At 60.1% G+C, this 22492-nt stretch carries 17 protein-coding genes and 1 pseudogene; 9 read left to right on the top strand and 9 right to left on the bottom strand.

What is annotated here, in order from left to right:
• Window positions 1-18 precede the first annotated feature (18 nt).
• The 7 genes and pseudogenes from ABIA48_RS16300 to ABIA48_RS16270 all read right to left on the bottom strand — a co-directional run.
• Window positions 19-453 (bottom strand): annotated as a pseudogene (locus ABIA48_RS16300) (HD domain-containing protein); the annotation flags it as partial.
• Window positions 453-1586, bottom strand: a complete 1134-nt coding sequence (locus ABIA48_RS16295; protein ID WP_429489943.1) for a TIGR03364 family FAD-dependent oxidoreductase — start codon at window positions 1584-1586, stop codon at window positions 453-455. The gene ABIA48_RS16295 and the pseudogene ABIA48_RS16300, both read right to left, overlap by 1 nt.
• A 117-nt stretch (window positions 1587-1703) precedes the next feature.
• On the bottom strand, window positions 1704-2729 hold the full coding sequence (locus tag ABIA48_RS16290; RefSeq protein WP_277532764.1) for a putative 2-aminoethylphosphonate ABC transporter substrate-binding protein: 1026 nt from the start codon (window positions 2727-2729) through the stop codon (window positions 1704-1706).
• A 54-nt stretch (window positions 2730-2783) separates the two neighbouring features.
• Window positions 2784-4508: a putative 2-aminoethylphosphonate ABC transporter permease subunit gene (locus ABIA48_RS16285; protein ID WP_429489941.1), complete on the bottom strand. Its 1725-nt coding sequence runs from the start codon at window positions 4506-4508 to the stop codon at window positions 2784-2786.
• Complete coding sequence (locus tag ABIA48_RS16280) at window positions 4508-5584, bottom strand: putative 2-aminoethylphosphonate ABC transporter ATP-binding protein (RefSeq protein ID WP_429489939.1); 1077 nt, start codon at window positions 5582-5584, stop codon at window positions 4508-4510. Before ABIA48_RS16280 ends, ABIA48_RS16285 begins: the two co-directional genes overlap by 1 nt.
• A 213-nt stretch (window positions 5585-5797) precedes the next feature.
• Complete coding sequence (locus ABIA48_RS16275) at window positions 5798-6661, bottom strand: LysR family transcriptional regulator (protein WP_429489937.1); 864 nt, start codon at window positions 6659-6661, stop codon at window positions 5798-5800.
• A 16-nt stretch (window positions 6662-6677) separates the two neighbouring features.
• Entirely contained in the window at window positions 6678-8939 is a 2262-nt protein-coding gene (locus ABIA48_RS16270) for a heavy metal translocating P-type ATPase (protein WP_429489936.1), read from the bottom strand.
• Between the two features lie 93 nt (window positions 8940-9032).
• On the opposite strand from ABIA48_RS16270, the gene cadR reads away from it, so the two are divergent.
• Entirely contained in the window at window positions 9033-9482 is a 450-nt protein-coding gene (gene cadR / locus ABIA48_RS16265) for a Cd(II)/Pb(II)-responsive transcriptional regulator (RefSeq protein WP_429489933.1), read from the top strand.
• A gap of 112 nt (window positions 9483-9594) precedes the next feature.
• Here the strand turns inward: cadR and ABIA48_RS16260 are convergent, their stop codons facing one another.
• A complete protein-coding gene (locus ABIA48_RS16260; protein WP_007993156.1) occupies window positions 9595-10962 on the bottom strand; it encodes an inorganic triphosphatase in 1368 nt (455 codons plus the stop codon).
• Between the two features lie 157 nt (window positions 10963-11119).
• Between ABIA48_RS16260 and argE the strand changes: the two genes are divergently transcribed.
• Both argE and argA read left to right on the top strand, forming a co-directional pair.
• On the top strand, window positions 11120-12271 hold the full coding sequence (gene argE / locus ABIA48_RS16255; RefSeq protein WP_429489930.1) for an acetylornithine deacetylase: 1152 nt from the start codon (window positions 11120-11122) through the stop codon (window positions 12269-12271).
• Between the two features lie 266 nt (window positions 12272-12537).
• Entirely contained in the window at window positions 12538-13836 is a 1299-nt protein-coding gene (gene argA, locus ABIA48_RS16250; RefSeq protein ID WP_429489928.1) for an amino-acid N-acetyltransferase, read from the top strand.
• Between the two features lie 108 nt (window positions 13837-13944).
• Here the strand turns inward: argA and tauA are convergent, their stop codons facing one another.
• A complete protein-coding gene (tauA, locus tag ABIA48_RS16245; RefSeq protein WP_429489926.1) occupies window positions 13945-14934 on the bottom strand; it encodes a taurine ABC transporter substrate-binding protein in 990 nt (329 codons plus the stop codon).
• Between the two features lie 364 nt (window positions 14935-15298).
• On the opposite strand from tauA, the gene ABIA48_RS16240 reads away from it, so the two are divergent.
• From ABIA48_RS16240 to ssuD, 6 genes are all read left to right on the top strand, one after another.
• Complete coding sequence (locus ABIA48_RS16240) at window positions 15299-16639, top strand: OprD family outer membrane porin (protein ID WP_429489924.1); 1341 nt, start codon at window positions 15299-15301, stop codon at window positions 16637-16639.
• A 412-nt stretch (window positions 16640-17051) separates the two neighbouring features.
• Window positions 17052-18392 carry an OprD family porin gene (locus ABIA48_RS16235; protein ID WP_429489922.1) on the top strand — a complete coding sequence of 447 codons (1341 nt, stop codon included), beginning with the start codon at window positions 17052-17054 and terminating at the stop codon, window positions 18390-18392.
• A gap of 291 nt (window positions 18393-18683) precedes the next feature.
• Complete coding sequence (locus ABIA48_RS16230; protein WP_310055988.1) at window positions 18684-19322, top strand: peroxiredoxin; 639 nt, start codon at window positions 18684-18686, stop codon at window positions 19320-19322.
• 334 nt (window positions 19323-19656) lie between these two features.
• The gene (ssuE, locus tag ABIA48_RS16225; RefSeq protein WP_429489920.1) at window positions 19657-20250 is read left to right on the top strand and encodes an NADPH-dependent FMN reductase; all 594 of its coding nucleotides are present in this window, start codon (window positions 19657-19659) and stop codon (window positions 20248-20250) included.
• Window positions 20251-20340: 90 nt separating this feature from the next.
• The gene (locus ABIA48_RS16220; RefSeq protein ID WP_429489918.1) at window positions 20341-21318 is read left to right on the top strand and encodes a sulfonate ABC transporter substrate-binding protein; all 978 of its coding nucleotides are present in this window, start codon (window positions 20341-20343) and stop codon (window positions 21316-21318) included.
• A 25-nt stretch (window positions 21319-21343) separates the two neighbouring features.
• Window positions 21344-22492 (top strand): FMNH2-dependent alkanesulfonate monooxygenase, encoded by a 1149-nt coding sequence (gene ssuD / locus ABIA48_RS16215; RefSeq protein ID WP_007987666.1) that lies wholly within the window; start codon window positions 21344-21346, stop codon window positions 22490-22492.

Here is a 22492-nt window from a genome sequence, read left to right as displayed (position 1 = left end):
CAGGAACACTTGCTTTGCCTGAACTGACGCCTCAGCCTCTTCAGCCGTCATCACCCCGCCCTGATACTCCAGGGTCCGGCGGCTGGCCTCGCTCAGGCGATCGTAGTACCCCGGCTCCTTGAGCGTCAGATAACGTTTGGCCTGCACGTGGTATTCGACCAGTCGTGCCATACGTTCGCTGAAGCCGGCGCGGCGCAGGTAATCGGCACCGAGGCGCTCATGGCTGACCACTCCGAAGCCGCCCATGTTCTCCGCACTTTCGGCGCAGATATGCCCGATGTCATGAAAGAACGCCGCCAGCACCACTTCATCGTCGAAGCCTTCGGCCATGGCCAGCTCCGCCGCCTGGGACATGTGCTCGATCTGCGACACCGGCTCGCCGATGTAGTCGCTGTCGCCAAAGCGCTCGTACAAACCGAACACCTCGGCAATCACTCGTGCATTGCGTTCCATCAGATTTCCTCCAATACCGTGGCCACGTTGCGTTCGGCCATTGCCGGGCCGACGCTCATGCCAACGCCAGTGTGCATCAACGCCACACTCAGGCCTTTTGCCGGGCGCAGGAACGAGAACGGTCCCGGCCCCCGTGAACCATAGACACCCTGCCAGCGTTCGACCACTTGCACCTTGCAGCCCAGGGCCTGTTCGGCCAGTTCGATCATCCAGTCATCGACCTGCTCGGCATTGAAGGGCGACGGATCGCTGCCGTAATGGTGCGAATCGCCAATGATCAACTCGCCATACGGTGTCGGGCTGATCAGCAGGTGAATGCCGTTTTCGTGCAGATGCGGCGCGTACTGCAGAATTTCTGCCTGCACCGCCGCGGCCTCCGGCAAATCGGCGAAGGCGCCGTAGTGCACGCAACTCAAGCCGGTGAGCAACGCGTGTTGCAGGTTGAGGTTAATGTGCGGTCGGGCGCGGAGCATTTGCAGGCGGCAGATTTGCGGGTCGAGTTCGGCGATCTGCTCAGCCAGCAAGGTCTGATAATCATGGCCCGAACAGACGATGATCTGCTCGGCACTGAAGCTGCCGGCGGTGCTGTGCAGGCGGCCCGGCTCGATGTCACGCACCAGGGTGGAAAAGTGAAACTTGACGCCCAGGTCGCGACGCAGGAAGTCAATCAGCGCCGGAATCGCTTCGCGGGAATATAGCTGCTGGTCATCCATGCCGTGCAACGCAGCGCGATGATGGCGGAACTGGCCGCCATACAAATCGCGCAGGGCGGCACCGCGCAGCAGGTCGACGCGGTAACCGTGCTCCACCGCGCGGCCATCGCAGAAGGCTTCCAGCAGTTGTTCTTCCGCCTCGGTGCGGGCGAACAGGTACGAGCCATTGCGCTTGAGTTGCAGGCCGGCGAGCTGCGCCCAATCGCCCCAGATTCCGCGACTGGCGCGGGCCAGTTCCAGCATCGGTCCCGGCGGTTGGCCGGTGACCAGCGCCTGGCCAAAGTTACGCACCGAAGCGCCGACAGGCGTTTCGGTGCGCTCGAAAACCGTGACCTTCAGACCGCGTTTGGCCGCGGCATACGCGTGAGACAAACCCAGGATGCCGGCGCCGACGATCAGCATGTCGTTGTGTTGTGTCATGAAGTCTTGTCCTGAATTTGAAACCGCTTTCGCGAGCAAGCCCGCTCCCACATTGGAATGCATTTCCCTGTGGGAGCGGGCTTGCTCGCGAAGAGGCCCTTTCAGCCGATGAAGATCTTACTTGGCCGCCACTTTCTCGGACTTGCCGTCATAGCGCTTGCGCCATTCAGTCAGGATTTCGTCGCGGTTCTTCGAAGCCCAGGCGAAGTCGTTCTTGATCAGGCGCTGCTCGTAGTCGGCCGGCAGTTCGGTCTGTGGCTTGGCGATGCCAGGCTGGGCGAGCACGGCGAAGTTTTCTTTGTAGAGTTCCATCGCCTCGGGGCTGGCGGAGAAGTCAGCCAGTTTCTTCGCGGCTTCTTCGTGGGCAGTGCCCTTGATCACGGCAGTCGCTTCGATCTCCCAGCCCAGGCCTTCCTTCGGCAGGATAATGTCCAGCGGCGCGCCTTTACGCTTGAGTTGAACGGCCGGGTACTCGAAGGAAATACCGATCGGGAATTCGCCAGCAGCCGCCAGTTTGCAAGGCTTGGAACCGGAGTGAACGTACTGGCCGATGTTCTGGTGCAGGCCGTCCATGTACGCCCAGCCCTGCTTCTCGCCGAAGGTTTGCAGCCAGGCGCTGACGTCGAGGAAACCAGTGCCGGAGGATGCCGGGTTCGGCATGACGATCTTGCCTTTGTACTCAGGCTTGGTCAGGTCTTGCCAGCTCACTGGCTTGGTCAGGCCCTGTTTTTCGGCTTCGACAGTGTTGAAGCAAATGGTCGCGGCCCAGACGTCCATGCCGACCCAGGCTGGCGGGTTGGCGGCGTCGCGGTAGTTGCCGCCGATCTTGCCCAGATCCTTCGGTGCGTAGCTTTGCAGCATGCCTTGCTGATCGAGGATCGCCAGGCTGGAAGCGGCCAGGCCCCATACGGCGTCAGCCTGCGGGCGTTCTTTTTCGGCCAGCAGCTTGGCGGTGATGATGCCGGTGGAATCGCGCACCCATTTGATTTCGACGTCCGGGTTGGTCTTTTCAAACGCGGCCTTGTAGGCGGTCAGCTGTTCAGCTTCGAGAGCGGTGTACACCGTCAACTCGGTTTTCGCCGCATAAGCGTTCAGGCTGAAAGCGGTGAGGACAGCAGCGGCCAGGGCCATAGGCTTGAACATGATCTTTTCCTGTTGTTGAGTTGAGTGGGTGCTTTCGGTTTGAGGAGAAGGGATTCAGTGACCGGGCGCGGTCTGCCGCCAGGCCTGGGAGCGGCGCAGCAAACCGCGCGAAGCCCAGGCCAGCAGCAGGGACACGCCCGCCGAGGTGAACAGAATCAGGGTCGACATCGCTGCCGCGCCGCCGACGTTGCCGGCGTCGTCCATGTTCAGCACCGCCACCGCCGCGAGGATGGTGTCGGGGCTGTAGAGGAAGATCGCCGCCGAGACGGTGGTCATGGCCGAGACGAACAGGTAGCGCACGATGTCCAGCAACGCCGGCAGGCAAATCGGCACGGTGACGCGCAGGTAGTGGCGGTACAACGGCGCCTTGAGCGACAACGCGGCCGCTTCGAACTCGGCATCGAGCTGACGCAGCGCGGTGGTGGCGGTCATTTGCGCGGTGGTCAAATAGTGAGCGATGGTGCAGACGATCAGCAGGGTCATCGTGCCGTAGAGCACGTGCAGCGGGTTGCCGGTGAGGTTGAAGAAGAAGACGTAACCCAACCCCAGTACCAGGCCCGGCACCGCCATCGGTACGAAGCTGAGCATGCGCAAGGTCAGGTTCAGGCCGCGCTGCCCCTTGGTTTTCTCCATCAGGTAGGCACCGGTGAAGATCAGCAGGCTGCCGATCAACGCCGTGCCCAAAGCCATCTTCAGGCTGTTGCCGTAGGCCAGCCAGCCACCGCCGGCGGTGTCGTCGAACTGGTAATGGTTGAGCGACAGCGACAGGTTGTACGGCCAGAACTTCACCAGGGACGAGAACACCGCCATGCCGAACACCAGCAACAACGCGGCGCTGATCAACAGGACGATGGCCAGGTAGCAACCGTCGCGCAGTTTCGATGACGCAGGCTCGAACACCTGGGCACGACCGCTCATGGCGTCGCCGTGACGCCGACGCAACCAGGCATCGACCCCGAAGCTGAACAGCGCGGGCAGCAGCAACACCATGCCGATCAAGGCACCACGACCGAATTGCTGTTGCCCCACCACAGCCTTGTAGGCCTCCAGCGCCAGCACTTGATAGTCGCCACCGACCACCACCGGCACACCGAAATCGGTGATGGTCAGGGTGAACACCAGGCAGAACGCGGCGAACACGGCCTGACGGGTTGCCGGCCAGGTAATGCTGCGAAAGGCTTTCGCGGGACTGGCGCCCATGCTGGAGGCCGCGTCGAACAGTCGCGCATCGGCCAGGGACAGGGCCGACAGCAGAATCATCAAGGCGTGCGGGAAGGTGTAGATGACTTCGCCGAGCACAATGCCCCAGAAGCCGTAGATGTTGTCCGAGAGCAAGCCACGCAACATGCCCTGGTTGCCGAACAGGTAAACCAGCGCAATGCCCGGCAGCATCGATGGCGCCATCAAAGGCAGCAGCGAGATGCCACGCCAAATGCCTTTTGCCGGAATCAGGGTGCGTTGCAGGGCGTAGGCAAACAGATAGGCCAGCGGTACGACAATGGCCGCGACACTGAGGGAAACCTTCAGGCTGTTACCGAGCAACCAGTGGAAGTTTTCGCTGGTCACTAGTTCTTTGGCGGCGACCCAGCCACCGCCCTGCCCGGCTTCCGCACTGAAACCACGCCAGAAGATCGCCAGCAACGGCATCAAAACGGCAACGCCCAACAACACCAGCAGGAGGACTTTGCCGCCGACCACGAACAACCGGTCACCGATCTCGGCGCGGCTGGTCTGCCGAACCTGCTTTTGCGGCAGCGGCAGCGCGATGTTCGCGCTCATCAGGCAAACACCTGCAGGCTGCGCGGCGGCAAGGCGACCATGATCTGCCGGGCGCCCAGGCGCGGCATGGCTTCCGGTGCCAGCTCCGCCAACAGCGCATGGCCCGGCAATTGATCGAGCTCGAAGCTCATGCGGCAGCGGTTGCCGAGGAAGGTGATTTCACGAACCTTGGCCGGGAACAGGTTTTCCTCGTGCACCAGCGGGTTGACGTTGATCGCTTCCGGACGGCAGAACAAACGGCCGGACGAGGTTTTAGCGCAGCCATTGGCCAGGCGCATGTTCATCCCCCCGACCTGGGCGTGGCTGTCGCTGCCGCTATGGAACGGCAACCAGTTGCCCTGGCCGACGAACTCCGCCACGAATGGTGTGGCCGGGCGGTTGTAGATTTCCTGCGGCGTGGCGTACTGCTCGACCTTACCGTTGTTCATCACGGCGATGCGGTCGGCCATCAGCATGGCCTCGTCCTGATTGTGGGTGACCATCAGGGTGGTAATGCCGAGGTTGCGTTGCAGTTGGCGCAGTTCGGTGCACAGATGCTCGCGCACCCGGGCATCGAGGGCCGACATCGGTTCGTCCAGCAGCAACAACGAAGGCGCGGGCGCCAGGGCGCGGGCCAGTGCCACCCGTTGCTGCTGACCGCCGGACAACTGGCCCGGGTATTTTTTCTCGCTGCCGGTCAGGCCAACCAGTTCCAGCATCTGACCGACCCGACGGCGCACTTCGTCGCGACCACTGCCGGCGAGGCCGTAGGCGATATTCGCTTCGACGGTGAGATTGGGGAACAACGCGTAGGACTGGAACAGAATGCCGTAGTCCCGCGCCTGGGGCGCCAGGTGGGAAACATCACGATCGCCCAGGTACAACTCGCCGCTGTCCTGCTTCTCCAGACCGGCGATGCAGCGCAGCAAGGTGGTTTTGCCACAGCCCGACGGGCCGAGCAGACACACCAGCTCACCGGCCGCCACGTCGAGGGAAACGTTATCCAGCGCCGTGAAGGCGCCAAAACGTTTCTGTACGCCGCGCACTTTCATCGGTGCGCCGGGGTTGGTCAGGGCAGTTGCGATCGAGTTGTTCATGGACGGACCTCATCTAGCAGATGGGGCCATCCTAGGGTTGTAATGAGTCCGTCATGTGGCAGTAAGGCAAAAACTGCCGATAGTGGTATTCAGGATTTTTGGTTCAGCCTTCAGGCTCTGTGTTGTTTGATCTGGCGCCTTCGCGAGCAAGCCCGCTCCCACAGTTGATCGCGATCCCCTGTGGGAGCGAGGTCATCACAGGCACCACAAAAATCAGGCCGGGGCCATTTCCTGCGCCAACCCCAGAAACGCCGCCGGCAGCCGCGCGCCTTTGCGCTCCTTGAGGCAGTACAGGTACTCGGGAATCTGCGGCGCATTCTCGATGGTCAGCACCCGCAATTGCGGATCATGGGGCACTTCCTGGCGGGCAATGATGCTGATACCGATGTTACGCAGCACCGCCTCGCGGATCGATTCGCGACTGCCGATCTCCAGCAGCGGGCCGAAACACACGCCGGCACTGGCCAGCAACTCTTCGGTCAGGCGACGTGTGGTCGAGCCCGGTTCGCGCATCAGCAAGGTATGTCCGGCCAAGGCGCCGAGCGGCACATGATCGTGAACCGCCAGCGGGTGATTGCGATGCACCGCCAGCACCAGTGGATCGCTACCGAGCACCCGGCGGACCAGCCGCGCGTCATCGAGCAATTGCGACGACGCCGCGACATCGACCCGATAATCTTCCAGCGCTTCAAGCACCTGTTGGGAGTTGCCGATCTCGACCGACACTTCCACTTGCGGCAGGCGTTCACGGAAGGTCTTCACCAGGTCGAGGATGTAATACGGCGCCGTGGCGGCAATGCGCAATGTGCCCTGGACCTGGCCGCAGTTGCGCAGGAAAAACTCAATGTCGGCTTCCTGCTGCATCAACACCTTGACCATCGGCAGCAGCCGCGCGCCCTCCTCGCTGACGCTGAGACGCCGGCCGCCACGGTAGAACAGTTCGACTGCATACTGGCTTTCGAGGTTGCGGATCTGTGTCGTCACCGTCGGCTGGCTCAGGCCGAGCTTTTTTGCAGCCTGGGTAATGCTGCCCAGGCGGGCCACCATGTAAAACGCCTTCAGCTCGGCACTCAGCACAACCGTCCCTCATCCTTTATTTGCGCAGCAGGCGCAAACCGTTGAACACCACCAACAGACTCACGCCCATGTCGGCGAACACTGCCATCCACATGGTAGCGAGCCCGGCGAAGGTTACCCCAAGAAAGATCGCCTTGATGACCAAAGCCAGGGCAATGTTTTGTTTGAGGATGCTCGACGTCTGCCGCGACAGGCGAATGAATGCCGGGATTTTGCGTAGATCGTCGTCCATCAGGGCGACATCTGCAGTTTCGATAGCGGTATCGGTGCCTGCGGCGGCCATCGCAAAACCGATCTCGGAACGCGCCAGCGCAGGCGCGTCGTTGATGCCGTCCCCGACCATGCCAACCCGATGCCCTTGGCCATAAAGAGCCTCGATAGCCTGCAGTTTGTCACCTGGCAACAGGTCGCCCTTGGCCTCGTCGATGCCGACTTGCGCAGCAATGGCTTGGGCGGTGTGGACGTTGTCACCGGTGAGCATCAGGGTTTTGATGCCCAGGTCATGCAGTTGCCGGATGGCTTCGCGGCTGGACGCTTTTACCGTATCGGCGACGGCGAACAGCGCCAATGGGCCGGACGAATCAAGCAGCAGCACCACCGACTTGCCCTGCTTTTCCAGGGCAAACAGTTTTTCTTCCAGCGCCGGCGAGCACAGGCCCAGATCCTCCACCAGACGATGGTTACCCAAATGGTAGAGCTGGCCGTTGATCTCGCCGCGCACACCGCGCCCACCCAGCGCTGCGAAGTTATCCACAATCAGCGTCGTGGTTTGTTTATCCACAGCCGCTTTGGCGATGGCCATGGAAACCGGGTGATCCGAGCGCCCGGCCAGCGCAGCGGCAATTGCCGGGGCCGTGGCATCAGCGGTCGGGTCGAGGGACAGGTAATCGGTCTGCACCGGTTTGCCGTGGGTGATCGTCCCGGTTTTATCGAGAGCCAGGTAATCCAGCTTGTACCCGCCTTCCAGGTACACGCCGCCCTTGACCAGAATGCCCTTGCGCGCCGCCGCCGCCAGACCGCTGACGATGGTCACCGGGGTGGAAATCACCAGTGCACATGGACAAGCCACCACCAGCAACACCAGCGCGCGGTAGATCCAGTCGAACCACACAGCGCCCATGAACAGCGGCGGGATGATCGCCACCGCCAGGGCCAGGACGAACACCACCGGGGTGTAGATTTTCGAGAATTGATCGACGAAGCGCTGGGTCGGCGCCCGCGCACCCTGGGCCTGTTCGACGGCGTGGATGATGCGGGCCAGGGTCGAGTTATCTGCCGCGGCGGTCACCACGTACTCCAGGGACCCGGCCTGATTGATGGTGCCGGCGAATACTTTGTCGCCGACGGACTTTTCCACCGGCAGACTTTCACCGGTAATCGGCGCCTGATCGATGGTCGACCGGCCGGACAGCACTTCGCCGTCCAGGCCGATGCGTTCACCGGGACGGACCCGTACCCGCGCGCCGAGCCCAATGGTTTTGACATCCAGTTCCAGCCAGCTGCCGTCAGCCTGCAACACCGTTGCCGTGTCCGGAGTCATCTGCATCAGACCGCCGATGGCATTGCGCGCGCGGTCGAGGGATCTGGCTTCGATCAACTCGGCCACGGTGAACAGGAACATCACCATTGCCGCTTCCGGCCACTGGCCGATCAGCACCGCACCGGTCACCGCGATGCTCATCAGCGCGTTGATGTTCAGGTTGCGGTTTTTAAGGGCGATCCAGCCTTTTTTGTAGGTACCGAGGCCACCGCTGAGGATCGAAACCAGTGCGATAGCCGCCACCACCCAGTTCGGTGCGGAACCGCTGAAGTGGATAACTTCTGCCAGCAATGCACCCACACCGGACAGCGCCAAGGGCCACCACGGCTTTTTCCGGGGCTCCAGCGTCGAGGTTTCAGCGCCCGTTTCCATCGGCTCGGCCTGCATGCCCAAGGACTTGATGGCCTCTACGATCGGCTCGATACCGGGCAAATCGTGGGTCACGCCGAGCACTCGATTAATCAGATTGAACTCAAGCTGCTGCACCCCGGTCAGTTTGCTTAACTTATTCTGGATCAGTGTCTGCTCGGTCGGACAATCCATCGCTTCAATGCGAAAGTTGCTCAGTCTGGCCCCGGTCGTCGGCGATTCGCTCAGTTTTACAATCGCTGGCGTCGTCGCTTTGGCTGTACAGCAGGAATCACCATGACCATCATGGCCATGCTTTTGCACGGGCTTGAGCTTGTGGCTGTGTGCATGTTCAGCCCCGGGTTTGTGGGAGTGCAGGGAATCGCTCATTGGTTACGTCCATAAGAGTGCCTGTTGCCTAGTTAAGACCCTGTAGCCACTATAGGGTCAAGCACCGATTCTGGAGTTTTGGAGATTGTCGTCATGAAGATTGGAGAGTTGGCGAAACTTACGGACTGCGCCGTGGAAACCATCCGCTACTACGAGCGCGAGAACCTGCTGCCGGAACCGGCCCGCAGCGACGGCAACTATCGCGTCTACACCCAGGTCCACGCCGAGCGCCTGACCTTCATCCGCAACTGTCGCACCCTCGACATGACACTCGAAGAAATCCGTAGCCTGCTGGCGTTTCGCGACAGCCCGCAGGACCAGTGCGAAAGCGTCAACGCGCTGATCGACGAGCACATTCACCACGTCAAGGCGCGGATCGATGGCTTGCTGGCCTTGCAGACGCAACTGCTCGACCTGCGCCAACGCTGCAGCGAAGGGCCGGATATCGATCAATGCGGGATTTTGCAGCGGCTGGAAGTGAGCGGCGGGGTTGTGGCAACGGAGGTTGAGCATTCCCATGTTGGCCGTAGCCACGGCCACTGAGAACTGTGCAAAACCTTGTGGAGCGGGCTTGCCCGCGAAAGTGCCGGACCAGCCAACATAGATGCTGGATGTTCCGGCCTCTTCGCCCGGCAAGCTGCTCGCGCTAGCGGTATTACAGGCGCAGCAGCATTTTCCAGGCACGGTTCTGATACACCGCAATCGCCTGCTGCTTGCGCGCATCCAGGACTTCGTCGGTGATCGATTCGTTGGCCAGTTGCGCCAGTTTGTTCAGCTCGCCGTACAGGCGATCCATTTCCGGGATCTCCAGCACGTTACGCGCATGGTGCAGCCAGACCTGGATGCGTTCGATGCGTGGCAGTTGCTCGGCCAGGTCTTCCGGCTGTTGCTGATAACGCTGCAATTGCAGCGATGTGGCTTCCTCGCCCAGCAGGCGCGGCAACCAGCTGCCCAGTTGCGCAGCGCCCTGGCGATTGCCACGGGTGTTGCGGTCGGCGGCCCAGGTGCGGGCCAGCAACCAGCGCGAGGTGGTCAGGGAAAACAGGCCCCAGCGCGGGTCTTCGAGTTCTTCGAGGAACTGCTCAGGTGCGGCTTTGCGCACGTCTTCATCTTCCAGGCCGGCCTGGACCAGCGGGCGCCAGTCTTCCAGCAAGGCATCGAGGGCGACACGCAGATCGTGGGTCGACTGACGCGGAGCGGCCTGGCCGAGGCTGCTGATCAGGGCGCGCATTTCCGCGAGGTTTTCCACCCAGTCCTGCAACAGGCGCCAGTGACCGTTGAAGCGATACTGTTCGGCCAGACGCTGGCTGCTGCCCAGCAAATGCCAGCTCAGCGCGGCGAACGCGTCGTCCAGCGGCGTTTCGGCAGTGATCTGCGGCGCCGGCAGGCTCAACGAGTAGCTGTGGGCGTCGTACAGGCGATAACCACGCTCGGCCTTGCTGATGTCACACGGCATCAGGGCCAGTTTCTCGGCCAGCTCGGCGGCCAGTTCCAGCAATGCGGCCGGCTCGCCTTCGCGCAGTTCCAGTTCCAGCTCACAGATTTCTTCTTTCTGCTTGCCGACCACGACGTGACCCAGGTCCAGCGCGGCTTCGATGACTACTTTGGTCTTGCCGCGACCCCAGGCGATTTCCGCGCGTTCGCGGACGAAGTCGGTGGTGAAGATCGGCTTCAGGGTTTTCTTGTCAAGTTCGGCCAGTTCCTCGGGCCAGCATTCGCCGTCGAGTTTCTTCAGGTCGAGCTTGGCTTTGGGCAGGTTCCAGTCGTACTCGTTACGTACCGACAAACCGGCGACGCTCTGGCCACGGGTCTTGAGGGTCTGAATCACTTCGTCGCCATCCTTGCGCAGGCGCAGGGCGACTTTGGCCTGGGCCAGGTCGCGCTCGGGCGTGTCGAAGTACTGGTTCATCAACTCACGGCGTTCCCAGCCACTTTTGTTGCGTTTCTTCAGTAACGGGTGCTCGCGCAGGGCGGCGAGGGTTTCGCGGCTGACGCGGAGTTTGATTTCGGTTTCTTTCTGCATGGCCGGAAAATCCAGGATCGGGAGCGCAGCCGGGGGAATGTGTGGCTGCCAAGGTCGTGCAGTGTACAGGACTCAAGGTTAGTCCGCGCCGCGACGGTTTATTCCTGTCACCGGTTGGTTCTATGATGGACTTCAATTCGGGAGCCGGGAGTCAGCGATGCCATTGCCATCGATGAAAGAACAATTCGCTGCGCTGATCGCTACACCGTCCGTCAGTTGTACCCAGCCCAGTCTCGATCAAACCAACGGCCCGGTGATCGACCTGCTGGCGACGTGGCTCGGTGAGCTGGGTTTTACCTGCGAGATCCGGCAAGTCAGCCCCGGCAAGTTCAACCTGCTGGCCAGTTTCGGTTCCGGCCCCGGTGGCCTGGTGCTCGCCGGGCACAGCGACACCGTGCCGTTCGACGCTGCGTTGTGGCAGACCGATCCGCTGAAACTGACCGAAGTCGACGGCCGTTGGGTCGGTCTGGGCAGTTGCGACATGAAGGGCTTTTTCGCCCTGGCCATCGAAGCGGTCAAACCGCTGCTCGATCAACCGTTCAAACAGCCATTGCTGATTCTCGCCACGTGTGACGAAGAAAGCTCGATGTCCGGCGCCCGCGCGCTGGCCGAAGCGGGACGGCCGTTGGGACGCGCGGCGGTGATCGGCGAGCCGACCGGGCTCAAGCCGATCCGCATGCACAAAGGCATCATGATGGAGCGCATCGACATCCTCGGTCAGAGCGGTCATTCCTCCGACCCGCGCCTGGGCCACAGCGCCCTGGAAGCGATGCACGATGCCATCGGTGAACTGCGCGGCCTGCGCTTGTTGTGGCAGCGCGAATTCCGCAATCCACAGTTTGGCGTGCCGACCCCAACGATGAATTTCGGCTGCATCCATGGCGGCGACAACCCCAATCGTATCTGCGGCCAGTGTTCGCTGGAATTCGATTTGCGGCCGTTGCCCGGCATGGACCCCAAGGCCTTGCGTGCCGAGATCCTGCAGAAGCTCAACCCGATTGCCGAACGGCATCAGGTCAAGATCGACTACGCGCCGCTGTTCCCGGAAGTGCCGCCCTTCGAGCAGGCCGCGGATGCGGAGCTGGTGCGGCTCGCCGAAAAGCTCACCGGCCATAGCGCCGAAGCAGTGGCGTTCGGCACCGAAGCGCCTTATCTTCAGCGCCTTGGCTGTGAAACGCTGGTACTTGGCCCGGGTGATATCGCCTGCGCCCACCAGCCGGGGGAATACCTCGAAATGTCACGTTTGCAGCCTACGGTGCATCTATTAAGGCAACTGATCGAACACTATTGCCTGACCACCGTCAGCTGAATGCAATCCATGTGGGAGCGGGCTTGCTCGCGAAGGCGGCGTGTCAGCTATATCAGTATTAACTGAGACACCGCCTTCGCGAGCAAGCCCGCTCCCACAGGGTCTGTGATTTGCCTGACAAGCCGTATAAATTGCCGGTATTCAAACCCGTATTCATGAGGAGAGCGCGCGTGTCGCCAAGCCTGTTCCGACGATAACCATCAGCCCGCTGTGCGTTTTCAGTTTCGCCCTTTTTTTCGGCTGCTATTTATTACAGGCCCAGGTTCATGCCCGAATACGTCAATTGGCTTCGTCACGCTTCGCCTTACATCAACGCCCACCGCGATTGCACCTTTGTCGTCATGCTGCCCGGCGACGGCGTTGAACACCCGAACTTCGGCAATATCGTCCACGACCTGGTGCTGTTGCACAGCCTGGGCGTGCGTTTGGTGCTGGTTCACGGTTCCCGGCCGCAAATCGAAGCGCGCCTCGCGGCCCGTGGCCTGACCCCGCATTACCACCACGGCATGCGCATCACCGATGCTGCGACCCTGGAGTGCGTGATCGACGCGGTCGGCCAGTTGCGCATTGCCATCGAGGCTCGCCTGTCGATGGACATGGCCTCGTCGCCGATGCAGGGTTCACGCCTGCGGGTGGCCAGCGGCAATCTGGTGACGGCACGGCCGATCGGCGTGCTCGAAGGCGTCGACTATCACCACACCGGCGAAGTGCGCCGGGTCGACCGCAAGGGCATCAACCGTCTGCTGGACGAGCGCTCCATCGTGCTGCTGTCGCCGCTGGGCTACTCGCCGACCGGGGAGATTTTCAACCTGGCCTGCGAAGACGTCGCCACTCGTGCGGCCATCGACCTGGGTGCGGACAAGCTGCTGCTGTTCGGTGCCGACCTGGGCCTGATCGATGAACACGGGCGCCTGGTGCGCGAACTGCGTCCGCAGCAAGTGCCTGCACATCTGCAACGGTTGGGCAGCAACTATCAGGCAGAATTGCTGGATGCCGCGGCCGAAGCTTGCCGTGGCGGCGTGGCCCGCAGCCATATCGTCAGCTACGCCGAAGACGGCGCACTGTTGACCGAACTGTTCACCCGCGACGGTGGCGGTACGCTGGTGGCCCAGGAGCAATTCGAAGTGGTGCGCGAAGCGGCCATTGAAGACGTCGGTGGTTTGCTGGACTTGATCAGTCCGCTGGAAGAGCAAGGCATTCTGGTGCGCCGTTCCCGCGAGGTGCTGGAGCGCGAAATCGAGCAATTCAGTGTGGTTGAGCGCGAAGGCATGATCATCGCCTGTGCGGCGCTGTATCAGATCGCCGATTCGGATGCGGGTGAACTGGCATGTCTGGCGGTGAATCCGGAGTACCGCCATGGCGGTCGCGGCGATGAGCTGCTGGAACGTATTGAAACCCGCGCACGGGCTCAGGGATTGAAAACCTTGTTCGTCCTCACCACACGCACCGCGCACTGGTTCCGCGAACGTGGCTTCGAACCCAGCAGCGTCGCCCGACTGCCGTCGGCGCGGGCGTCGCTGTACAACTATCAGCGTAATTCGAAGATCTTCGAAAAAGCCCTGTAACCGCGGCGCTCCCATCGCGAGCAAGCTCGCTCCCACATAGGGTCTGTGATCGACACAACTCCCTGAGGGAGCGAGCTTGCTCGCGATGGGCCGCACAGCAGCCTTCAATTACTCCTGCACAAACCTCGCACTGACATACGGCGAGTAATCCGGCAGCACCGTCTCGACCTTTCCTTGTTCCCTCAAGAATTTCGCCGTCTCGCCAATGGCCTTGGCCGTGCCGCCGTCCAGCAACGCGGTGCTCTGTTGCGCCCGGGCATCCGGGAATGCGGAACCGGCCAATAGCTCCGGTACATCCGCGGCGTTGGCACCGGTCAGTTTGGCGATTTTCTGCACGGGCAGCGAATCGGCGGTCCATTGGTCTTTATGAGCGGCATAGTCGGCGAATGAATCCAGGGTGACCCTGGCGAACTTTGCCACGACCTGCGGATGTTTTTCGGCGTAATCCTTGCGCGCCACCCAGACCTCAAAGGTCGGTGCCCCCCATTGGCCCACCTGCGCGGCATCGGTCAAGGTCTTGCCGCTCTTGCGGATCTCCCCCAAGGCAGGCGACCAGACAAACGCGCCATCAATATCACCACGTTTCCAGGCGGCCGCGATTTCCGCTGGCTGCAGGTTCACCACTTTGACTTTTGAACTGTCCAGGCCCCAGTGCTTCAACGCGCCAAGCAGGCTGTAGTGGGAGGTTGAAACGAACGGCGTGGCGATGGTCTTTCCAATCAGATCTTGCGGCTTTTCAATGCCGCTGCCGTTGCGCACCACCAGCGCTTCGGCGGCATTGATCTGGGCCGAAACGATGAACGCGACAATTGGCAGGTTGCGCGAGGCGGCAGCGGCCAGCGGACTGGAGCCGAGATTGCCGATTTGCACATCACCGGAGGCAATCGCCGTGACCACTTCCGGGCCGCTGTTGAAGCGTCGCCAGTCGATGGGCTGGCCGATGGTTTTTTCATAAAGGCCATCGGCCTGAGGGACTTTGCTGGGGTCGATTCCGGTTTGATAGCCGACGGTGAGGTTCGCTGCATGAGCGGTGAAAGAAAATACGAACGATACACAAACTGTAACAATTGATCCGGATAGTGCGCGTTTAGTCGTCATGGGGCTGCCTTTCGGTAAAGGATTTGTTTCCGAATTGCGTCAGAAACTAATCGATCTAAAAAAGCAAAAACAAATACCGATTAGGAATTAGCTTGTAAGAAAAACCCTCTATTCTGGGGTAGTTGGAGAGTCGGGAGCTAAATTCCTAAACGGTATTAGAAAAGAATCGGGTAATTCTTTTCAGGTTCATGACGAATTCATGACCCTGCAGGGACCAAAAAACCGGGGGTTAGACTATGGTCGTAGACACATATGGTTACGATTGACTTATGGGTCACGCTCTGGCGCTAATCGCGCATCTTAGGATTTCGGGCGTCGACTCGAGACCAGGAACACAAGAATTAGAATCGAGAGGAGCTTCACAATGAACAAGTCCACCTTGGCTATGGCCGTGACCGTTGGGGTTTTGGCGCAGCAGGCAGGCGCCGCAGGTTTCCTGGAAGACAGCAAGGCATCCATCAGCTCTCGCACCATGTATTACGACGCCGATATGCGTGAAGGTGCGAGCACTCCTGCCAACCGTCAGCGCGAAACCGCTGAAGGTCTGAAGTTCGACTACCTGTCCGGTTTTACCCAAGGTACTGTCGGCTTCGGTATCGATGCTCAGGCACTCGTCGGTATCCACCTGGATGGCGGCAAGGGGCATCACCCGACCGGTAACAGCAACTCATTCTTCCCTAGCGATGGCAATGAGGCGGCCGACGAGTGGAGCCGTCTGGATGGCAACGTCAAGGCGCGCTTCTCGAAAACTGAAGCCCACCTGGGTGGCGCTCTGGCACCTAACCTGCCGATCCTGATCGCGAACGACAGCCGTCTGCTGCCGCAGACCTTTGAAGGTGGCACCATCACCTCCAAAGAAATCGACAACGTGACCTTTAACTTTGGTCAGCTGGAGCACGCGTCGGGGCGCGCCTCCTCGAACTCCACTGGCCTGTCTGTGGCTGGCGCGACTCAGGACAGCAACAAATTCCTCTACGGTGGTGCTGACTGGAAGGTCACCAAAGACCTCATGCTGCAGTACTACTATGCGAACCTGGAAGACTTCTACAAGCAGAACTTCCTCGGCCTGGTGCACGTTTACCCAATCGCGGCCAATCAGTCGTTCAAGACCGATATCCGTTATTTCGATAGCAGCTCCGACGGCAAGAATGGCGACCCTGGCTTCCAATTCAACAACAACAATGGCTTTGCCAAAGAAAAGGGCGTGGTCGATAACAAGACCTGGAGCGCCACGTTCACCTATACCCTGGGTGGCAACGCGTTCCTGATCGGGCATCAGCGTGTCAACGATGACGGCGGCTTCGTTTTCCTGAACCAAGGCAACCTTGTCGATAGCAACGGTAATCCTGAAGGTGCCGGCGGCGCGAGCTTCTACTCGTTTACCGACGCCACGGTTGGCAGCTTTATCCGTGCCGGTGAAAACACCACGTACGGTCAGTACTCCTATGACTTCGCCTCCCTGGGCGTGCCTGGCTTGAAAGCTTCGATTGCTTACTTGAATGGCCAGGACATCAAGGCTACCAACGGTGTTGGTAAAGACCTGAGTGAGCACGAGACCGACGCGCGTATTGATTACGTGATTCAAACGGGCGCACTGAAAGGGTTTGGCACGACGCTGCGTCACGGTACCTACCGTGGCAACACCAGCACCCTTGACCAAGACCAGACCCGTCTGATCTTCAACTACACCTACAGCTTCATGTAATAGCCGTCAGAAAAAGCCCCGTCGGTTGGCGGGGCTTTTTTTCGTGCCGAGTTTTATATTCCACAAACAAAGATGCTATTTCTTTTTTATTCTTTTTGGTTTTTAGCCATCCCGCTTAAAGTGCGCCTGTCCGACACTCTTCCCTGAGCTCGGATTTGGCAATTTCGTCCCTCGACAATTGATCAGGTTCAGGAATTGGCCTTACCGCCGATACCTCGGATCTGTCGTGGGAAGTCATATTCCAAGTCGATATTAAAAAATACTAAAAAATTCTTTTTGGCTTTAAGGCCATGTATCCTGCGGCCCGCCAAACGACCGGCTCAGACGGTTTGCCGCGAATTTATGCGTTTAGGATCCCGGGCATTAGATCCAGGACCAGGAACACAAGAATTAGAAACGAGAGGAGCGAAACATGAACAAGTCCACCTTGGCCATCGCTGTGGCCGTAGGGGTTTTGACCCAGCAGGCAAGCGCCGCGGGTTTTATCGAAGACAGCAAGGCAACATTGGGGCTGCGCAACTTCTACATCAATACCGACAACCGTGACGGTGCCGGTGCCAACAAAAACGAAGAATGGGGCCAGGGCTTCGATCTGCGTTTCATCTCCGGTTACACCCAAGGCACCGTCGGCTTCGGTATCGATGCCATCGGTTTGCTGGGCGTCAAGCTGGATTCGGGCGGCGGCACCAACGGCGCCACGGCGACCTCTTACGGCGGCACGGTTTTCCCGAGCAAATCCAACGGCGAGGCGGTTGATGATTTCTCCAGCCTGGGCCTGACTGCCAAGGCCAAGGTTTCCCAGACCGAACTGAAGCTCGGCACCCTGCAGCCGAAAAACCCGGTGATTGTGACCAACGACGGCCGCCTGCTGCCGCAAACCTGGCAGGGTGGCCAGATCACTTCCGCCGAGATCAAGGACCTGTCGCTGGTCGGTGGTCAGATCGAAGCCGTTAAAGGCCGTAACTCCAGCAACAACGAGCAGATGTCGATTTCCGGTGCGAACACTCGCGGCACCAAGTTCCGCGACAGCAACAAGTTCATCTACGCCGGTGGTGACTACAAAATCACCAAGGACCTGACGGCCCAGTACTACTACGGCAACCTGGAAGAGTTCTACAAGCAACACTTCCTGGGTCTGGTGCACAACTGGGCAATCGGCCCGGGCGTGTTGAAGTCGGATTTCCGTTATTTCAACAGCTCTGATGATGGTGCCAACGGTCACGACCCTCTGTTCTTCACCACCGGCAACTACAACGCGCCAAACGGTAAAGGCAAGGTCGACAACAACCTGTACAGCGGCCTGTTCCTGTATTCGGTTGCCGGTCATACCTTCGGTGGCGGTTACCAGGTCAGCAACGGCAGCAGTGACTTCCCTTGGCTGAACCAGGGTGACGGTTCGTCGAACTACACCATCACCGATTCGCAAATCCAGAAGTTCGGCCGTGCCGGCGAGAAAACCTGGCAAGCACGCTACGCGTTCGACTTCGCCAAGGTCGGCGTACCTGGCCTGACCGCGGGTCTGGTGTACCTGCACGGTGACAGTATCGATACCGTTAACGCCAAGGGTGGCGAGGCGGCCAATGGTGCTTCCGAGTGGGAGCGCGATCTGAGCGTGGCTTACGTCGTTCAGGAAGGTCCGCTGAAAAACCTGGGGCTGGCGTGGAAAAACGCTACCTGGCGCACCGACCTGCCGAACACCCGTTCGCAGGATGAAAACCGCCTGATCGTCAGCTACTCGATCCCGCTGTTGTAATAGCGTTCGCGTAACCAAGACAAAAAAGCCCCGCCCGGTATTGCACCGGGCGGGGCTTTTGCATTTCCAGGACGGGTTCACCCCCGTAATCCCGTCCTGAAGTTCCCTCTTTGCAGCAACTCAAGGCCTTCTCGAACCTTGTGGCCGATGTTCGGCGGGTTGTGCGTGCACGTCCAGTGAACAGATCTTTAATATTTCTTAATGATCTAAATAAATCGATATTTATTCTTTTTAATAGATAAAAAACACAGGCACAGTTGAACCCATCAAGCACTCACAAGGAGCAGCACCATGGGTCTCAGACTTGGCGATATCGCCCCCGATTTCGAACAGAACTCCAGCGCCGGCACCATTCGTTTCCATCAGTGGCTGGGCGATAGCTGGGGCGTGCTGTTTTCCCATCCGGCGGATTTCACACCGGTATGCACTACTGAATTGGGCTTCACCGCCAGGCTCAAGGATGAGTTCGCCCAGCGTGGAGTCAAGGCCATCGCGTTGTCGGTGGACCCGGTGGAGTCGCACCACAAGTGGATCGAGGACATCAACGAAACCCAGGGCACCGTGGTCAACTTCCCGATCCTGGATGACGCCGACCGCAAGGTCTCGGACCTCTACGACCTGATCCACCCCAACGCCAACGACACCCTGACCGTGCGCTCGCTGTTCGTGATTGATCCGAACAAAAAGGTCCGGCTGACGATTACCTACCCGGCGAGCACCGGCCGCAACTTCCACGAAATCCTGCGAGTGATCGACTCGCTGCAACTCACCGACAACTACAAGGTGGCCACACCGGCCAACTGGCAGGACGGTGATGAGGTGGTGATCGTGCCGTCGCTCAAGGATGAGGATGAAATCAAACAGCGCTTTCCCAAGGGCTATCGGGCGGTTAAACCGTATTTGCGCCTGACGCCGCAGCCGAATCGGTGAGTCATCAATATTTGCGGTGTGGCTGATGCCGCCTTCGCGAGCAAGCCCGCTCCCACAGTTGATCGCGTACCCCCCTGTGGGAGCGGGCTTGCTCGCGAAGGCGCCAGATCAGACACCACAGCTTTCACAGTTAAAGGCACCCACAAAGCAGGGGATTTCAGGCCGTTTCGACGGCCTGTTTTTTTGCCCGGAAGAAGTCTGTTTGTATATTTCCTTAACGAATAACTAAATGAATAAATATGATTTATAGATATATAAATCAGCTGCTAAGGTCACTCCATCGAAGCGAGATCGCAAACCGCGAATCGCCAACACCGTGCAAGGAATCGTTTGAATGTTGGTTGTCTCACTCGGTGGCAGTCCCAGTCAGCGCTCTCGTTCCGGGGTGCTGCTGGACCGCTCCCAGCGTTGGTTACAAGGACAGGGCGTGGAAGTGGTGAGTTATCAGGTGCGGGACTTCCCGGCCGAGGACTTGCTGCACGCACGCTTCGACAGCCCCAAGGTGATCGACCTGCTGCAACAGATTGAAAACGCCGATGGCCTGCTGATCGCCACACCGGTTTACAAGGCATCGTTTTCCGGAGCGCTGAAAGTCGTTCTGGATCTGCTGCCCGAACGCGCCTTGAGCCACAAGGTGGTTCTGCCGATGGCCACTGGCGGCAGCATCGCCCACATGCTGGCGGTGGATTACGCGCTCAAGCCGGTACTGTCGGCATTGAAAGCCCAGGAAATGCTGCAAGGGATTTTCGCCGTCGACAGTCAGATCGCTTACGGCGAAGGCAGCGCCATGGCACAGTTGGCGCCGGAGCTGGAGCAACGGCTGAATGAATCGCTGGAGCTGTTTTTCAGCGCCATGGCACGACGGCCAAAGCCGCTCGATCCGAACCTGTTGAATGATCGTTTGCTGAGTGCTCGCTGGAGCATTTAACCCTCACCGAAAAATTGAAGTACTGGCCTTACTCGCCCGCCAACGGGCAAGCAGGTGCAGCCAAAACCCAACTGCAAAAAGGAGAGCGCCATGCGCCCTGTCATTTTGCGTCGTGGTCTGGTCGCTCTGTTTGCTGCGGCCGCCTTCGGCGTTATTACTCAAGCTCAGGCGCTTTCTACCCAGGAAGGCGTATTACGCATTGGCTATCAAAAGTACGGCACTCTGGTGCTGCTCAAAGCCAAAGGCACCCTGGAAAAACGTCTCGCCGCCCAAGGCGTGGACGTGCAATGGACTGAGTTCCCCGGTGGCCCGCAACTGCTTGAAGGCCTGAACGTCGGCTCCATCGACTTCGGCGTTACCGGCGAAACACCGCCAGTGTTCGCTCAAGCGGCTGGCGCAGATCTGCTCTACGTCGCCTATGAACCGCCAGCGCCACACAGCGAAGCGATCCTGGTGCCGAAGGACTCGCCGATCAAATCTGTAGCCGAGCTCAAGGGCAAGAAAGTCGTGCTCAACAAGGGCTCCAACGTGCACTACCTGCTGGTGCGTGCACTGGAAGACGCCGGCCTCAAATACACCGACATCCAGACCGTCTTCCTGCCGCCGGCCGATGCCCGCGCCGCGTTCGAGCGAGGCAGCGTCGATGCCTGGGTGATCTGGGACCCCTACCAGGCCGCCGCCGAACAGCAACTGCAAGCGCGCACCCTGCGCGATGGCCAGGGCATCGTCGACAACCACCAGTTCTACCTGGCGACCAAACCTTACGCGCAAAACAATCCCGAGGTGATCAAGACCCTGGTGGAAGAAGTGCGCGCGGTCGGCGAGTGGTCCAGGGCCAATCCCCAGGAGGTGACTGAACAGGTGTCGCCACTGCTCGGCCTGCCGGCGGATATCACCCTGACCGCGGTGAAACGCCAGGGCTACGGCGCGCTGCTCCTCACCCCGGAAGTGGTCGCGGCACAGCAGAAAATCGCCGACAGCTTCTACCAACTCAAGCTGATTCCCAAGCCGTTGAGCATCAAAGACGTGATCTGGACGCCGCCGGCCACTGTTGCCAAAGCCCAATAATTCGATTCCCCAAGGAGACCACTCCATGAGCCTCAATATCTTCTGGTTCCTGCCTACCCACGGCGACGGCCATTACCTTGGCACCGCCGAAGGCGCACGCGCCGTCGATCACGGTTACCTGCAACAAGTCGCGCAAGCCGCTGACCGCTTGGGTTTTGGCGGGGTGCTGATTCCGACCGGGCGTTCCTGCGAAGACTCATGGCTGGTGGCGGCATCGCTGATTCCGGTGACCCAACGCTTGAAATTCCTTGTCGCCCTGCGCCCCGGGATCATTTCCCCGACGGTAGCGGCGCGGCAGGCTGCGACCCTGGATCGACTGTCCGGCGGACGGGCGTTGTTCAATCTGGTAACCGGTGGTGATCCGGAAGAGTTGGCCGGTGATGGCCTGTTCCTCAGCCACGAAGAACGTTATCAGGCCTCGGTGGAATTCACCCGTATCTGGCGCCGCGTGCTGGAAGGTGAAACCGTCGATTACGACGGCCAGCACATCAGCGTGAAGGGCGCGAAACTGCTCTATCCGCCGATCCAGCAACCGCGTCCGCCGCTGTACTTCGGCGGTTCTTCGGAAGCCGCACAGGATCTGGCCGCCGAACAGGTGGAAATGGTCCTGACCTGGGGCGAACCACCGGCCGCCGTTGCGGAAAAAATCGAACAGGTCCGTGCCAAAGCCGCCAGGCTCGGACGCACCGTGCGCTTCGGCATTCGCCTGCACGTGATCGTGCGCGAAACCAACGATGAGGCATGGAAAGCCGCGGATCGGCTGATCTCTCATCTCGACAACGAGACTATCGCTCGTGCCCAGGCTTCGCTGGCGCGTTTCGATTCGGTCGGACAGCAACGCATGGCCGCATTGCATGGCGGCAGCCGCGACAACCTGGAAGTCAGCCCCAACCTGTGGGCCGGTGTCGGTCTGGTCCGCGGTGGTGCCGGTACAGCACTGGTGGGCGATGGTCCGACCGTGGCCGCCCGCGTGAAGGAGTACGCGGACCTGGGCATCGATACGTTTATCTTCTCCGGTTATCCACACCTGGAGGAGTCGTATCGCGTCGCCGAATTGCTGTTCCCGCACCTCGATGTCGAGCGTCCTGAACTGCCGAAAAGTGCCGGTTACGTCAGCCCGTTCGGCGAGATGGTCGCCAACGATATCCTGCCCAAAGCCGCGTCCCAGAGCTGA

Source organism: Pseudomonas sp. S30_BP2TU TE3576 (assembly GCF_050436025.1).
In the GTDB taxonomy this organism is placed as follows: domain Bacteria; phylum Pseudomonadota; class Gammaproteobacteria; order Pseudomonadales; family Pseudomonadaceae; genus Aquipseudomonas.
Note: the sequence above shows the minus strand (reverse complement) of the source record. Positions and strands in the feature narration are given on the sequence as shown.

What these genes read in the sequence shown, in the direction of transcription:
- ABIA48_RS16280 (WP_429489939.1), bottom strand. Translation starts at nt 5,584, where the DNA reads ATGAACAACTCGATCGCAACTGCCCTGACCAACCCCGGCGCACCGATG.
- tauA (WP_429489926.1), bottom strand. Translation starts at nt 14,934, where the DNA reads ATGACGACTAAACGCGCACTATCCGGATCAATTGTTACAGTTTGTGTA.
- ABIA48_RS16270 (WP_429489936.1), bottom strand. Translation starts at nt 8,939, where the DNA reads ATGAGCGATTCCCTGCACTCCCACAAACCCGGGGCTGAACATGCACAC.
- ABIA48_RS16235 (WP_429489922.1), top strand. Translation starts at nt 17,052, where the DNA reads ATGAACAAGTCCACCTTGGCCATCGCTGTGGCCGTAGGGGTTTTGACC.
- ssuD (WP_007987666.1), top strand. Translation starts at nt 21,344, where the DNA reads ATGAGCCTCAATATCTTCTGGTTCCTGCCTACCCACGGCGACGGCCAT.
- ABIA48_RS16295 (WP_429489943.1), bottom strand. Translation starts at nt 1,586, where the DNA reads ATGACACAACACAACGACATGCTGATCGTCGGCGCCGGCATCCTGGGT.
- argA (WP_429489928.1), top strand. Translation starts at nt 12,538, where the DNA reads ATGCCCGAATACGTCAATTGGCTTCGTCACGCTTCGCCTTACATCAAC.
- argE (WP_429489930.1), top strand. Translation starts at nt 11,120, where the DNA reads ATGCCATTGCCATCGATGAAAGAACAATTCGCTGCGCTGATCGCTACA.
- ssuE (WP_429489920.1), top strand. Translation starts at nt 19,657, where the DNA reads ATGTTGGTTGTCTCACTCGGTGGCAGTCCCAGTCAGCGCTCTCGTTCC.
- ABIA48_RS16260 (WP_007993156.1), bottom strand. Translation starts at nt 10,962, where the DNA reads ATGCAGAAAGAAACCGAAATCAAACTCCGCGTCAGCCGCGAAACCCTC.
- ABIA48_RS16240 (WP_429489924.1), top strand. Translation starts at nt 15,299, where the DNA reads ATGAACAAGTCCACCTTGGCTATGGCCGTGACCGTTGGGGTTTTGGCG.
- ABIA48_RS16285 (WP_429489941.1), bottom strand. Translation starts at nt 4,508, where the DNA reads ATGAGCGCGAACATCGCGCTGCCGCTGCCGCAAAAGCAGGTTCGGCAG.
- cadR (WP_429489933.1), top strand. Translation starts at nt 9,033, where the DNA reads ATGAAGATTGGAGAGTTGGCGAAACTTACGGACTGCGCCGTGGAAACC.
- ABIA48_RS16220 (WP_429489918.1), top strand. Translation starts at nt 20,341, where the DNA reads ATGCGCCCTGTCATTTTGCGTCGTGGTCTGGTCGCTCTGTTTGCTGCG.
- ABIA48_RS16290 (WP_277532764.1), bottom strand. Translation starts at nt 2,729, where the DNA reads ATGTTCAAGCCTATGGCCCTGGCCGCTGCTGTCCTCACCGCTTTCAGC.
- ABIA48_RS16230 (WP_310055988.1), top strand. Translation starts at nt 18,684, where the DNA reads ATGGGTCTCAGACTTGGCGATATCGCCCCCGATTTCGAACAGAACTCC.